The sequence below is a fragment of the Winogradskyella echinorum genome (assembly GCF_014297365.1).
Classification (GTDB): domain Bacteria; phylum Bacteroidota; class Bacteroidia; order Flavobacteriales; family Flavobacteriaceae; genus Winogradskyella; species Winogradskyella echinorum.
Genome location: NZ_JACOQD010000001.1, coordinates 1,238,181 through 1,253,214, shown reverse-complemented (window position 1 = coordinate 1,253,214; position 15,034 = coordinate 1,238,181). Strand labels below are relative to the sequence as shown.

Below are 15,034 nucleotides of genomic sequence, written 5' to 3'. Positions count from 1 at the left end.
AATCACATAACAATTCCTAAAGGAAAAAAAATATACTTCGCATCAGATAATCATCTTGGAGCTCCTACTAGTGAAGCTTCAAAACCTCGTGAAAAGAAATTTGTCGCTTGGTTAGACGACATAAAACATGATGCTGCTGCTATTTTCTTACTTGGAGATTTATTTGATTTTTGGTTCGAATATAAAACAGTAGTTCCTAAGGGCTTTACAAGAACCTTAGGGAAACTAGCAGAACTGAGTGATTCTGGTATTCCAATTCATTATTTTGTTGGTAATCATGATTTATGGATGAACGGTTATTTTGAAGAAGAACTTGGTATTCCAGTATATCATAATCCACATGAATTTACATTTAGTTTTGAAGCTTCAACTACGCTCAGTCACCAAACGATATTTATTGGTCATGGCGATGGCTTAGGACCAGGTGATAAAGGCTATAAACGTATGAAAAAAGTGTTTACCAATCCGTTATTTAAGTGGTTATTTAAATGGGCACATCCAGATATAGGAATTAAAATTGGGCAATACATGTCTGTAAAAAACAAACTAATTTCTGGAGACGATGATGCTAAATTTTTGGGCGAAGACAATGAATGGTTAGCCATTTACAGCAAGAAAAAACTTGAAGAAAAACATAGAGACTACTTTGTATTTGGTCATAGACATTTGCCTCTAGAAATTCAACTAAACGAAAAATCTAAATACATCAACTTAGGAGACTGGATTCAATATTACACCTATGGTGTTTTTGATGGAAACACTTTTGAATTAAAAAAATACTAAACAACGACTTCCTCTTCCTTTTCGTGCTCTTCAATATCTTTTTGAAGGTCTAATTCTCTTAAAGGTTTATTTTTAACTCCTATTACCGCTACCACTATAAGGGTTATTGTACCACCAAGCATAACGGCTAATGGTGCGCCAAAAATTCTAGCAGCTACTCCACTTTCTACAGCACCTAACTCGTTTGACGAACCCACAAACATAGAATTAACAGCACCAACTCGACCACGCATATCATCTGGTGTTTTTAATTGAAGAATTGTTTGACGTACCACCATAGAAACACCATCAAATACACCTGCAAAAAACAAGGTTAACACACTGAGCCACATTAATTTTGAAGCTCCAAAAATTATCATACAAACTCCAAAACCAAAGATGGAAATAAGTAATTTTTTACCTGTGTTTTTAGTTATAGGAATGTAAGTTGTAGCTAACATCGTTAAAATACTTCCAGAAGATAATGCCGCATTTAAAATGCCTAAACCTTTTGGTCCTGCATCTAAAATATCTTTAGCAAAAACAGTGAAAATGGCAACTGCTCCACCAAACAAAACAGCAATCATATCTAAGGTTAGTGCTCCTAAAACAACCTTATCGTTAAATACAAAGGTTAATCCGGCCTTTAAGCTTTCCTTCACGGTTTCCTTATTTCCTTTATTTAATATTGGTTTTTTAGTAATTAGAAAAACTAAAGCAAACGCTATCATTACTAATAAAAAAATGATACCTAGCGTATGATGCACTCCTATCCAAGCAATTAAAAATCCGCCACACAGCGCTCCAAAAACACTTGCACCTTTCCAAGTGCTGCTGCTCCAGGTTGCCGCATTAGGATATATCTTCTTCGGTACAAGTAAGGCAATAAGAGAAAATATAGTCGGTCCAAAGAAAGCTCTTAAAATACCACCAAAAAACACCAATCCATAGATACTGTATAAAATAGAAGGCATTTTCCAAGTGGATTCAATCTTATCTGAAGTGAGCCAAAATAATCCAAAACTTATTAAAGAAAATAAGGCAATGCAAAGCATAAAAAGATTACGCTTTTCTTTTTTGTCAACAACATGTCCTGCAAAAGGAGCAAGACAAAAAGCAGGTAAAAATTCGCACAACCCAATTATAGCCAGACTTAATTTATCATTAGTCATAGAATAAACTTGCCATTCAATTACTACAAATTGCATGGACCAACCAAAAACTAATGCAAAGCGTAATAATAAGAAAATATTGAATTCTTTAATTCGTAATGCCGCAAATGGGTCGTTTTTTACCACTTTATTATTCAATCAATTTAAACTCTACACGTCTATTTTGTTGTCGTCCTTCTTCTGTTTCATTTGTTGAAACTGGTTGCGAACTCCCAAATCCAAAGGATTTAATTAAAGACTTATTAAGACCACGCGAAATTAAATAATCTGCAACAGCTTTTGCACGTTGTTCTGATAATTCTTTATTTCTGGTTTCTAAACCAATGTTGTCGGTATGCCCATAAATTTCAATTCTTAAATTTGGATTTTCACTTAAATGCTCATATAAATGATTTATCTCAACTTTTGAAACCTCTAATAATTCAGCTTTATCAAAATCGAATAACACCTTTTTGAAGGTGTAGATTTCATTAGGTTTTATTTTTGACTCTTCGACAATTTTAACGGTTTCCACTATCTTTTCCTTTTCTAAAGGTTCTACCGAAACATCGTCTATGTAGTAATATGAAAATGATTCAAATTCTGATTTCCTCGGTTTACTCTTTATAGTATTAGAATTGTTATTGAAATTGCCTATTGAAAAATAATTTTCAAAACCTTCAGCTGTATATATAAATGATACTTCCAACCATTCTTTATCGTTATGGTAAAATTCTTTGCTAAAAGTTGAACGAAATTTTAAATTAGGAATTCGTTTAGAAAAGTGCTTCGCATTGATATAAGACTTGGTTTTAAATGCATTAAATTTTTCAGATGTCATCATCATTCCTAATTCTTTAAGTGCATATCTCGAATTTTCAGCTAAACTTATAAAGAATCTCACCTGATATTTCTTTCCTCGTTCTAAAGTCGATTTTAATGTGCCTTGAATGTATTCTCTATAATCTTTCTTGAAATAAGTATAAATACCTGCATAAGCATTTCCTGTCCGAGCTTTTTGTTCTCCAACGAAATTTTTATACCCCATTTTTTCACTACATGAATTAAAATAATCTGTAGTTCCATTATTTGGTATCGTCCATTTTTTGACATTTTTATGAAAAAAACTTATGCCTCTTGGACAGTCGTAAAAATCTTCAAAACTTGGGTTAAACACTAAATTTTGACTGAACAAAACATGACTAAAGAGAAGAAAAGTAATAATAGTCAGTTGTTTCATGCTCTTTTAACGAAATATTTTATAGTTTATTCTTTTATATCTTTTAATTTCAACTGTAAACTCACATTGCCATTCCAATGGTTTTCATCTATGGAATACGCAGCGTTGAATGGTCGTTTACTTTTTATAATATCTATTTTATCACCCAACCCAAAACCAATACAAACTATTTTGTCATTAAATGATTTTGTTGCCGTAAAGCGTAAATGCTTGTCGTCCTCACCAACACATTTACCATAACCTGTATCTTTTATACCTTGCGTCATAAAGGTTGGTGACATATTTCCTGGTCCAAATGGAGCAAATTGTTTTAGAATTCGCATAAGCCTATCATCTATCTGACTTAATTCAATTTCTAAATCAACCTTTAATTCTGGTGTTAATAGTTTTGGGTCTATCGTTTCTTTAACAACACTTTCAAATTTTGCTTTAAATGCCTCATAGTTTTCTGGAAGTAACGTTAAACCTGCTGCATACTTATGTCCACCAAATTGCTCGATATATTCTGAACAAGCTTCCAATGCATTATAAACATCAAATCCTTTTACTGATCTCGCCGAAGCTGCAAGTTTATCACCACTTTTGGTAAAAACTAATGTTGGTCTGTAATAAGTTTCTATTAATCGTGAAGCTACAATACCAATTACACCTTTATGCCAATCTTCGCGATATACAACTGTCGTAAAACCTTCTTGTTCATTATGCTCATCAATCTTAATTAATGCTTCTTCAGTTATCCGTTTATCAGTTTCTCTACGGTCTGTATTAAACTGATCAATATCAACAGCGTATTCAGCAGCAAGGTTAAAATCTGTTTCCGTAAGTAAGGTCACAGCGTGATTACCGTGTTTCATTCGTCCAGCAGCATTAATTCTTGGAGCAATGATAAATACAACATCAGTAATTGTTAATACCTCCTTTTTTACCTCAGCAATTATAGCTTTCATTCCTGGTCTTGGGTTGGTATTAATAACCTGTAAGCCAAAATATGCTAAGGCTCTATTTTCACCCACAATAGGTACAATATCTGCACCAATAGCAGTGGCTACTAAATCTAAATACTCTACTAAATCTTCAACAGATTGACCTTGTTTTGAAGCCAATGCAGTAATCAGTTTAAACCCAACACCACAACCACATAATTCCTTAAACGGATATTCACAATCCTCTCGTTTGGGATCTAAAACAGCAACCGCATCAGGAATTTTATCACCTGGTCTGTGGTGGTCGCAAATAATAAAATCAATGCCTTTATCATTGGCATAAGCAACTTTATCCATAGCCTTTACACCACAATCTAAGGCAATAATTAATGAAAAATCGTTGTCGTCAGCAAAATCAATGCCTTTATAAGATATACCATAACCTTCATCATAACGATCTGGTATGTATGTGGCAACAGCATCTGTTCTTGTTTTTAAATAAGAAGACATTAAAGCGACAGATGTAGTACCATCTACATCGTAATCTCCGTAGACCAAAATATTTTCACCTTCTGCTATGGCTGTTTCTATTCGGGCAACAGCTTTGTCCATATCCTTCATTAAGAATGGATCGTGTAAATCCTCAAAACTTGGTCTGAAAAATGTTTTAGCGGCTTCATAGGTGTCAATTCCTCTTTGCAGTAACAAAGTTGCAACGATATCATCTACCTGAAGTGCTTTTTTTAGTTCTTCAACTTTTGAATATTCTGGTTTTGGCTTTAATGTCCAACGCATAGACTTTACAACTTATCTTAGAGTGGATATGTGATAGTGTATGTTTGTTTCTACCTTTGCAAAACGTCTAAACATTTCCATTACACCACAATATTTATCGACAGATAAATTTACAGCACGCTCACATTTTTTCTTATTTAAATCCGACCCATAAAAATGATAATCCACAACCACAGAGTGGTAATACTTAGGGTGCTCATCTGTTAATTCACCAGAAACTTCTATTTTAAAATCGTCTATTTCAACTTTCATTTTATCTAAAGTTGAAATAACATCTAGCCCAGAGCAACCAGCTAATGATGACAACATCATAGCTTTAGGTGCCATTCCAGACCCTGTTCCTCCAAATTCTTTTGAGGCGTCCATCATAATAGATGGCCATCTCGGATTATCGGATTCAAACACCATGTTCCCTTTCCAATGTGTTGTTATTTTATCTGCCATTATTGTAGTTCTTTTATTGTTTTTTTCTTTCTCAAAAGTACTATTATTAAATTAAATTAAAACCTAATATAACTTGATTAAACAGTTGTCTTTTTACATGTAATATAATGCATATAAACAATTTAGAATTAATATAAAAAATGTAAATAATATGTTAATGTCGATAATTTGTATAACTTTAACTACAATCAACATAAAAAATCCCTCATTTATGAAAAAAAACTCAATCAAATTTCTTTTCAGTTTTTTCTTAATGTTTTCATTTATTCTTTCCGCTCAAGAAGTGAGTGTAAGTGGCACCGTTAAAGATGCAAATGGTATGCCATTACCAGGTGTAAACATTCTTATAAAAGGAACTACTAAAGGAACCGCAACAAACTATGATGGAGAGTACAAGATTAATGCATCTCAAGGAGATGTTTTAGTATTTTCTTATCTCGGTTTTGTAACAAAAGAAATGGCTGTAACAGGCGCAACACTAAACGTAAGTTTAGAAGAAGATCTCAACCAATTAGACCAAGTAGTTGTAACTGCTTTTGGTATTAAAAAGGAAACGCGAGAATTAGGGTATTCTGTAACACAAGTAAAAGCAGAAGATGTAGAGCTGGCTGGACAAGCTAATGCCATTACAGCGCTTCAAGGACGTGTGGCAGGTCTGCAAATTAACCAAACATCTGGTTCTTCTGGTGGTGGTGTAGATATCTTAATTAGAGGTGTAACATCTATTGATCCTAGTAGAAACAATCAACCGTTAATTATTGTAGATGGTATTGCTTTAAATAACGACACTTTTGCTGGTAATGTATTACCAAGTGCTGGTTCTAATTCTACTGGAAGTAATGAGCAATTTTCATTTACTAACAGAGCGGCAGATATCAATCCAGAAGATATTGAATCTTATAGTGTTTTAAAAGGTGCTGCCGCAACAGCATTATATGGTATTAGAGCCTCTAATGGTGCTATAATTATTACAACTAAAAAAGGAAAGCTTGGAAAAGCAAAAGTTTCTTTCACTGCATCTACCTCTTTTAGAAAAATAAATACAACACCAGAATTACAAACTAAATATAGAGAAGGTTTTAGTGGTGCGCCACGAACCCTTTATACTCCTGAAACAGAATCTGGATTTACGAGACTTGGTGGTACCTCTTTTTATTCTTGGGGACCAGAATACTCTGTAGATTCTTACACATTGCCAGATGATACTGTAGTTGATTTATCAAACGATAAGTTTTATGATCCTTATGATTTGTTTCAAACTGGTGTTAATACTCAGGTTAATTTTAACATAAGTGGTGCAACTGAAAAAATGAATTACTTCTTTTCTATGGGTAATAATAGTGAAGAAGGAGTTTTACCAAATTCTGAATACAACAAATCAACATTTAGGTTTAATGGAGGTTATCAAGTAACTTCAAATTTTAAAATTAATTCTTCTATTGCTTATACAAATGCTGGAGGAACAAGAGCTAATAGTGGTGATAAATCTGTATTTAGTTCGTTATCCTACTACTCTGGTACATTCCCTATAAACGATTTTCAAAACGCAGATGGAACTCAACGAAACTATTCGTTCGGAGTTATTGACAATCCAAGGTATTTTTTAGAACATAGTAATCTAAATGATGATGTTAATCGTTGGATTGGAAATGTAACGCTTAATTGGGCGCCTACCGATTGGATGAATGTTACCTATTCTGCACAGGTTGATAATTTTTCTGACCAACGTAATAGATTTGTTCCTGCTGATTTAGATGTTGGTACGCAGGTTGGTGGATTTATTGTAGAGCAAGACATTGACTTTACAGGTTTAGAATCTAATTTATTAGTGACTATGAATAAGGATTGGTCCGAGGACTTCGGAACTACTTTAACCTTAGGTAATCAAATATCGGATACTAAAAGAGATTTCACTTCCTTACGTGGAGAAACCTTAAATGTTCCTGGAGTTAATGATATTGCAAATACCATTAATATATTTGGCGGTAATAGTATAGTTCAATTGCGAAACGTTGGTTTCTTCGGTGAATTAAAAATAGATTACAAAAACAGTCTGTTTTTAACTATTACTGGTAGAAATGATTGGGTTTCTACATTACCAACAAATAATAGGTCTTTCTTTTACCCATCAGTTAGTTTAGCATATGACATAAAAGATTTAATTGGAGATAATGACATTCTTACTTTTGGTAAAATAAGAACTTCTTGGGCTGAAGTTGGTAAAGGTCCTGTATTTGGTAGAAACGGGCGTTATTTCGTTGCTGATGGAGATTTTCCATTTGGAGGATCAGGTGGTTTTAGATATAGTACTTTACAAGGTGATATAAATACAAAACCAGAAAAAAATCAGTCGTTTGAAATTGGAGCTGACATGAGATTTTTAAATAATAAGGTTAGGTTAGACTATGCATACTATTCTACTAGAGCAAAAGATCAAATATTTGATGTTGCCGCAGCACAATCCACAGGTATTTCAGCTTTAAATAGAAATGCAGGAGATTTTAAAACCTTTGGGCACGAATTATTAATAGGTGCAAACATTATTAATAATGACGACTTTAAATGGGAAGTTATTTTAAACTGGTCAACAAATCAAGGTGAAGTTGTAGACTTACCAGATGATATAGAGTCTGTTGTATTTGCAGATGCAGGTTTTGCAGGTGTAACCTCAGAAGTTAGAGAAGGTGATAAAATGGGGACCTTATATGGCTGGACTTGGAGATACGAAAATGGCGAACGTTACATTGATGCTAATGGTAAACCAGAAATTGATTTTACTGAGCGTAAAAAAGTCGGTAACGCTTTCCCTGATTTTATAAGTTCAATTGGTAACAGATTAGAATACAAAAACATCTCATTAAACTTTTTACTAGAATGGAAAAAAGGTGGTGATTTATATGATGCAGGTAGACGAAACTCTATTAGAAACGGTATCTTAAAACTTACTGAATTTAGAGATGTTGAAACTGTTTTAAGCGGTGTAATGGACGATGGCAATGGTGGTTTTACAACCAACACAACATCAACATTAATTGATCAAAATTATTACCGTAGTTCTACAGATTATAATAGAGCTTCAGAAATTCTTGTACAAGATGCCTCTTGGGTTAAACTTAGAAATATTGGGTTAACTTATAATTTTACAGGTAGCTTATTAGAAAGTCTTAAATTAGATCGATTATCAATTACAGCAAGTGCCCAAAACATACTTATTTGGACACCTTATGAAGGTTACGATCCCGAAGGGAGTCAATACAGTGCAGGATCTAATGTATATGGTTTTGCAGGTTTAGGAACACCAGTTAGCGAAAGCTATACTTTTGGAATTAATGTAGGATTTTAAAAAATGAAAAAGATGAAAAAACAAATAACAAAAAGCCTATTATTAATATGTATGATTATAGGTATCACAGCATGTAGTGAAGAATATTTTGACGTTAATACACCTTCTGGAACCGTAGATGAAGGGGATTTAAGAATGAACGATCTTTTAGGTCCTGTTATCCATAGTACTATGGAAGGGCAACGTTCTGCTGAATTAACTTTTGGTAATTACGTTCAAAATTTTGTAAGCCAAGAAGGTGGTGCAGTTGGAGAAACGACCGCTAGTGGATTATGGTCTCAAGTTTATCTTTATGTATTACCGAATGTGAAGGTAATACAATCTAAAGTTGAAGCAGAAGGTGCTATTCATTTTGGTGCTGTTACAGATATAGTTACAGCAATTAATTTAGGTATTGCAACAGATACTTGGGATAATATTCCTTATAGCCAAGCTAACTTTGGTCAAAGTAATTTATTTCCTGCATTTGATACGCAAGAAGAAATCTATACCGAGATTTTTAATCTTTTAGATGGAGCTATTGCTGCACTACAAGCTACTGATTCGTCAGGTATTTCTTTAGGAAGTGAAGATTTAATTTATGGCGGAGATTTAGATAAATGGTTAAGAGCAGCTTATACGCTAAAAGCACGTTATCAACTTCGTTTAATTGGAAATGGTTCTGTAAGTGCAAATGATGTTTTAAATACCATTAACAATGGGTTTGTGTCTAATGCAGATGATTTTCAGATGTTTTATGACGACAGAAATATAAACCCTTGGTATTCTGGTGAAATTCTTGCTAGAAATACAGGTAATTTTCACCATGATATTGCAAGCCAACTTGTAAGTTCTATGAATGGTGATTACTATCCTTTTCAAAGTGGAACCCTATCAATAGACCCTCGTCTTCCTGTTTTTGCTACTAATAATGGAGAAGCAGAATGGAAAGGTTATGTAAGTGGTGGAGGTGGTTTAGCACCTGATGGTACTTCTGCAAATACGCAATTTGTAGATGGAGGTTTCTACACTAAAATTGATGCCCCATTAGTTTTAATAACTTATGCAGAAGCTCAATTTATTAAAGCTGAAGCGGCATTCTTAGCAAATGGTGGTACTGAAACAAGTGTTGGTTCTACATCTGTGGCTTATACAGCATATATGGAAGGTATTATGGCTAGTATGGATAAATACGATGTAGATGGTACTGATTATGTTGCAGATGGCGCAGTTGATGTTGGGGAAGCAGGTTTAATGCTAAATCATATTATGAAAGAAAAGTACATTCATAATTTCCTTAATCCTGAAACATTTGTGGATTACAGACGTTACGATTTCTCTGATGATGTATTTGTTGGCTTAACCATACGAGAAGAAGAAGATTCTGAGGCAGATTATGCTGGTGAATGGTTTAGAAGAGCATCATATCCAGCTTCTGAATTGGTAAGAAATGAAGCTGTAGTAATTGCCAACCAACAACTACCAACTGCACCTGTTGGATGGGATGAATAATAGGTTAAAGACGTATCAAAAAAAGCCACAGTTAATTGTGGCTTTTTTTATATTAAATTATTAAGAGCTGTTGCCAATAATTTTAGATCTGCCTTGGTATGGTTTGCTGTTATCACAACTCTATTCATTGGTGTATCGTAAGAAGGATATTCAAAACTAGTTATGATAATGTTTTGGTTTAATAGCTTTTTATAAAACCCTTCTTTTTGAAAATATAATACAGGATAATTTTCATTGTGTGAAGATTTTATCTTTTCATTTAAAAGTGAAAATAAAAAGGACATGTTATCCTTTAAGATAGTCATTTGCTCTCTATAAATATGTTGTCCATTAATAAAAGCATATAAATAAGCTGCGTTTGCACCAGAAGAACTTATAAAGGCAGCTTCATTCCTAATCCCATTAATAATCGATTTCTCACCAGCTATATAACCACCAGAAATACCTAGAGCCTTACCCAAAGAACCAACCGCTATTTTTTTAATTATTCTTTTTGAAGAAATATTTGAAAATACACCACGCCCAGATGTTCCTAAAACACCTATTGAATGCGACTCGTCCACTAAAAGTGTAATCGTCTTTTGTTTAGGAATTTCGTCGAGAAACTTAAATGAAGTAGGCACAACTTCAAGTGCCAAAATTGCATCTACAGAGATAACAATGTTTTCAATAGTATTGTCTAATAATCTTGGATTAAGATTACCTTTTACAAATAAAGGTAAACTATCTTTTCCAACTATTGCAGGATGCGTTTTAGGATAGTGATAGAATTCAGCATTAGTTTTAGATAAATAGTCAAGGACTAGCTTACCAGCCAATGCACCTGAAGAAACAGTTATTGAAGCCTCTGCTTCAATCCATTTTGCCATCATAGCTTCAGCTGATTCATAAATTGATAATTTAATATTAGCATTTCGGGAACTTCCATAAAATGTTCCCCATTTTTTAATGCCCTCAACGACTAATTCTTGAAACGCTTTGTGCGTAGATAACCCTAGGTAAGAAGTACCTCCAAAATATAAATAAGATTTACCTTCTACGGTTATTGATCTATCAGGAAACTCATTAACTCTCATATTGTTATATTAGAGAAACACCTATTCCTAATTCATTACTATAAGTTGTTATTCCATCGGTTATGGTAACACCTTTAGCAATATCTTTTGCTAATAATAATGCTCCATCCATATCTACGTAATCTAACAATGGTAGTAAATGCGCTATAGCAGAAATGCCAACAGTAGATTCCGTCATGCAACCTACCATCGTTTTCATGTTTAGACGTTTAGCTTCATTTAGCATTCGTCTTGCTGGTGTTAAACCACCACATTTAGTCAATTTTACATTAACACCATGAAAATGACCATGACACTTAGCAACATCTGCTTCAACCTGACAGCTTTCGTCTGCAATAATTGGTAAACTAGAATTTTTGAAAACAAGTTTGTGTCCTTCCCAATCATCTGCTTTTAGAGGTTGCTCAATAAATTCAACTCCATAATCTTTTAAGATTTTAGAATTATCTATGGTTTCTTGAGGTGTCCAACCACAATTTGCATCTACTCTAAAAATTGCATCGGTATGCTTACGTAACGCTTTTATTATTTCTATATCGTTGTTGGTGCCAAGCTTAATTTTATAAATAGGCCAAGGTTTTTCTTTCATTTTTTCAACCATTACTTCAATGGTATCCAAACCAATTGTGTAGTCAGTTAAGGGATTATTATCGATATTATAATTCCATAACTCATATAGTTTTTTCCCTTTTCTTGTGGCATATAGATCATTATAAGCTAAGTCTAAAGCACAAAGCGCAAACATATTTTGTTGTAATTGTGGTTGCATTTTTTTCCAGAATAATTCTGGAGTAAGATTGCCTGAATTCTCTATAATTTCGCGTAAATTCTCTAAATCACTAACCATGTTTTGCACAGAAATATTATAATAAGGGTTAGATGTAGCTTCTCCAAAACCAGAATACCCATTATCAGTAAGCTCAACAACCATAGAGGGTTGAATATCGTGAGATTCTCTAGAAATAGTAAAGGTGTGTTTCAATTGTAAATCGAAAGTCCTTAAGATCATTTTCATGCTAACAAAGTTTTATATTTACATTAAATTTAAAAAAATTATCTATCAAATAACCTTAATAAATAAAAACTATGGCATTAGTAACTCCATTGTCTGCAGAACACGATTTAGAAACCAAAAAATTAGCTGAATTTTTTAACGAAACACTTGGCTTTTGTCCAAATTCCGTTTTAACGATGCAGCGCAGACCAGCTATTAGTAAAGCATTTATTAACCTAAATAAAGCTGTAATGGCAAATGAAGGTAGAGTTACCTCAGCATTAAAACGAATGATTGCTTGGGTAAGTAGTAACTCAACAGGTTGTAGATATTGCCAAGCACATGCCATTAGAGCTGCAGAACGTTATGGTGCAGAGCAAGAGCAATTAGATAACATCTGGGAGTATAGAACACATCCTGCCTTTAATGAGGCAGAACGTGCTGCTTTAGATTTTAGTCTTGCCGCTTCTTTAGTACCAAATGGTGTTGATGCAGATATAAAAAAACGTTTATATGAGCATTGGGACGAAGGTGAAATTGTAGAAATGCTTGGTGTCATTTCTTTATTTGGTTACCTCAACCGTTGGAATGATTCTATGGGAACTGATATTGAAGAAGGCGCTGTTGAAAGTGGCAATAAATATTTAGGAAAACATGGCTATGAGGTTGGCAAGCACGATGGGTCTCAATACTAAAAATCAATCTGTTTTTATGAAATCGCTAAGTGGCTTTTTACTTATTTCTATTTTTTCAATTACACTTCTAAGTTGTGAATTTATTGGAAAAGAAAAGAAAGATGATTCATTTACTTTCATTGGAAGAAACGGTTACACTATTAGTAATTACAATGGTTTAAGCTACTACCGTTTAAATGAAACCAGCGAATTTATGAATGGTTATTATGTTGTAGGAAATGAAGTCACCAAATGGGAAGAATTTGAGTTTAAAGAAGGCTTATTAAATGGTGATTATATTATTTTTCATCCTAATGGAGAAATATTTTCTAACACCAAATACGCTAATGGTAGAAAACATGGAGATGAACTTATGTATTCTGGCGATGGAATTTTGATAAAAAAGAGCACTTACCGAAATGATATTTTAGTTGGAAGCCAATACTCTTATTTTGAAAATGGTGAAATTCAATCAGAAAATAAAATTGAAGACGGAAAATCTATAGAATCACAGCATTATGATCTTCTCGGAAATATCATCGCTCAAAGTTTTATAAAAGACAGTAGAACTATACGTCAAAAAATAGTTGATGGCAAGATATACTCTGAAATGGTGTCTTCAAATTACGATAGTTATGAAACCATAAAATTTTTTAATGAAGATGGTACTACAAAAATATATTTACAAAAAGTTGAAGAAAATGATACCATGTATATTCTTGAGCTAGATGATGATGGAAACGAAATAAAACGAGTAGATACCAAAGCAAATCCACAAGAAGCTATGCAATACTTTAGTTTGTTTAAGTAAAAACTTATATGCTTTAAGAGTTATCTGATTATTATTTCTTCAACCTTATTTCTCAACTCACCCACCACCAATTCCTCAAACCAAGGATTCTTACTTCGCCAAAATCGATTTGTTGGTGAAGGATGCGGAATTGGGAAATACTTTGGCAAATACGATTTATACTTTCCAACCGTTTCTGTTAAGGTTCGTTTTGCTTTCTCTTTTAAATAATACTTCTGAGCATACGCACCAATTAAAATAATCAACTCAACATTTGGCATTTTATCTAACAATTGCTCATGCCATTGTGGAGCACATTCTGGTCTAGGAGGTAAATCTCCTGTTTTTCCTTTTCCTGGATAACAAAATCCCATTGGTATAATGGCAAAGTTTTCGGTGTTGTAGAATTGCTCATCTGTAACTCCTAACCATTGTCTTAATTTTTTACCACTTTGGTCGTCCCAAGGAATACCAGATTCGTGTACTTTGGTTCCAGGTGCTTGACCTATAATTACAATTTTAGATTTTATATGTGCAGTTGCAACTGGTCTTGGGCCTAGTGGAAGGTGCACTTTACATATAATGCATTGGCTTATGTTGTGTAGTAGTTCCTCCATTATTTTTTTCCACCAACAACAATTACAATTTCCCCTTTTGGTGGTTTATTGGTGTAATGTTCTAAAACGTCTTTAGCAGTACCACGTATAGTTTCTTCATAGAGTTTGGTGATTTCTCTAGAAACTGAAACTGGTCTATCCTCTCCAAAATACTCACAAAAATGCCCTAATGTCTTCACTAGCTTATGTGGACTTTCGTAAAAAATAATGGTTCTGGTTTCTTCTGCCAAAAATAATAATCGGGTTTGGCGACCTTTCTTTACAGGCAAAAAGCCTTCGAACACAAACTTATCATTAGGTAATCCACTATTGACTAATGCAGGTACAAAAGCAGTAGCTCCAGGTAAACATTCTACATCTATATTATTTTCCACACAAGCTCTTACTAATAAAAATCCAGGGTCTGAAATTGCGGGTGTACCAGCATCACTAATTACAGCAATAGCTAGACCAGATTTTAGCTTTTCTACTAAGCCATTTACTGTTTTGTGCTCATTGTGCATATGGTGGCTTTGCATCTGAGTGGTAATTTCAAAATGCTTTAAAAGCTTTCCTGAGGTTCTGGTGTCTTCAGCCAAAATTAAATCCACCTCCTTTAAAATCTCAATTGCTCTAAAGGTGATGTCTTTTAAATTTCCTATTGGTGTTGGTACTAAATATAACTTCATATAAAAGAATAACTTCTTATCAAATTTACAATCTTTTCTATATCTTGACGCAACCATATGTAAGAA

Annotated in this window: 13 protein-coding genes; 5 read left to right on the top strand and 8 right to left on the bottom strand. The window is 33.6% G+C overall.

Annotated elements, in window-relative coordinates:
• The first annotated feature begins 6 nt into the window (after positions 1–6).
• Positions 7–783 (top strand): UDP-2,3-diacylglucosamine diphosphatase, encoded by a 777-nt coding sequence (locus H8K90_RS05600; RefSeq protein ID WP_186845270.1) that lies wholly within the window; start codon positions 7–9, stop codon positions 781–783.
• Here H8K90_RS05600 and H8K90_RS05595 read toward each other — a convergent pair.
• Genes H8K90_RS05595 through H8K90_RS05580 form a run of 4 tightly spaced genes read right to left on the bottom strand, consistent with a single transcriptional unit; the run spans position 780 to position 5,315 of the window.
• On the bottom strand, positions 780–2,060 hold the full coding sequence (locus H8K90_RS05595) for an MFS transporter (RefSeq protein ID WP_186845269.1): 1,281 nt from the start codon (positions 2,058–2,060) through the stop codon (positions 780–782). The genes H8K90_RS05600 and H8K90_RS05595 overlap by 4 nt on opposite strands.
• Positions 2,061–2,064: 4 nt before the next feature.
• Complete coding sequence (locus tag H8K90_RS05590) at positions 2,065–3,153, bottom strand: OmpA family protein (RefSeq protein WP_186844935.1); 1,089 nt, start codon at positions 3,151–3,153, stop codon at positions 2,065–2,067.
• Between the two features lie 26 nt (positions 3,154–3,179).
• Positions 3,180–4,871: a single-stranded-DNA-specific exonuclease RecJ gene (recJ, locus tag H8K90_RS05585; protein WP_186844934.1), complete on the bottom strand. Its 1,692-nt coding sequence runs from the start codon at positions 4,869–4,871 to the stop codon at positions 3,180–3,182.
• 12 nt (positions 4,872–4,883) lie between these two features.
• Positions 4,884–5,315, bottom strand: a complete 432-nt coding sequence (locus tag H8K90_RS05580; protein WP_186844933.1) for an OsmC family protein — start codon at positions 5,313–5,315, stop codon at positions 4,884–4,886.
• Positions 5,316–5,526: 211 nt separating this feature from the next.
• Between H8K90_RS05580 and H8K90_RS05575 the strand changes: the two genes are divergently transcribed.
• Both H8K90_RS05575 and H8K90_RS05570 read left to right on the top strand, forming a co-directional pair.
• Positions 5,527–8,658, top strand: coding sequence for a SusC/RagA family TonB-linked outer membrane protein (locus H8K90_RS05575; RefSeq protein ID WP_186844932.1), 3,132 nt, complete (start codon positions 5,527–5,529; stop codon positions 8,656–8,658).
• A gap of 12 nt (positions 8,659–8,670) precedes the next feature.
• Positions 8,671–10,149 (top strand): SusD/RagB family nutrient-binding outer membrane lipoprotein, encoded by a 1,479-nt coding sequence (locus H8K90_RS05570; RefSeq protein ID WP_186844931.1) that lies wholly within the window; start codon positions 8,671–8,673, stop codon positions 10,147–10,149.
• A 47-nt stretch (positions 10,150–10,196) separates the two neighbouring features.
• Here the strand turns inward: H8K90_RS05570 and H8K90_RS05565 are convergent, their stop codons facing one another.
• The gene (locus tag H8K90_RS05565) at positions 10,197–11,225 is read right to left on the bottom strand and encodes an aminotransferase class I/II-fold pyridoxal phosphate-dependent enzyme (protein WP_186844930.1); all 1,029 of its coding nucleotides are present in this window, start codon (positions 11,223–11,225) and stop codon (positions 10,197–10,199) included.
• Positions 11,226–11,229: 4 nt separating this feature from the next.
• Positions 11,230–12,240: a dipeptide epimerase gene (locus tag H8K90_RS05560; protein ID WP_186844929.1), complete on the bottom strand. Its 1,011-nt coding sequence runs from the start codon at positions 12,238–12,240 to the stop codon at positions 11,230–11,232.
• 71 nt (positions 12,241–12,311) lie between these two features.
• Here H8K90_RS05560 and H8K90_RS05555 point away from each other — a divergent pair, with 71 nt between their 5' ends.
• Both H8K90_RS05555 and H8K90_RS05550 read left to right on the top strand, forming a co-directional pair.
• A complete protein-coding gene (locus H8K90_RS05555; RefSeq protein WP_186844928.1) occupies positions 12,312–12,914 on the top strand; it encodes a carboxymuconolactone decarboxylase family protein in 603 nt (200 codons plus the stop codon).
• 16 nt (positions 12,915–12,930) lie between these two features.
• Positions 12,931–13,704 (top strand): toxin-antitoxin system YwqK family antitoxin, encoded by a 774-nt coding sequence (locus tag H8K90_RS05550; RefSeq protein ID WP_186844927.1) that lies wholly within the window; start codon positions 12,931–12,933, stop codon positions 13,702–13,704.
• A 20-nt stretch (positions 13,705–13,724) separates the two neighbouring features.
• Here H8K90_RS05550 and H8K90_RS05545 read toward each other — a convergent pair whose 3' ends face one another.
• Together H8K90_RS05545 and rsmI are read right to left on the bottom strand one after the other, a co-directional pair.
• Positions 13,725–14,300 (bottom strand): uracil-DNA glycosylase family protein, encoded by a 576-nt coding sequence (locus H8K90_RS05545; protein ID WP_186844926.1) that lies wholly within the window; start codon positions 14,298–14,300, stop codon positions 13,725–13,727.
• Complete coding sequence (rsmI, locus tag H8K90_RS05540; protein ID WP_186844925.1) at positions 14,300–14,968, bottom strand: 16S rRNA (cytidine(1402)-2'-O)-methyltransferase; 669 nt, start codon at positions 14,966–14,968, stop codon at positions 14,300–14,302. Before rsmI ends, H8K90_RS05545 begins: the two co-directional genes overlap by 1 nt.
• Between the last annotated feature and the right edge of the window lie 66 nt (positions 14,969–15,034).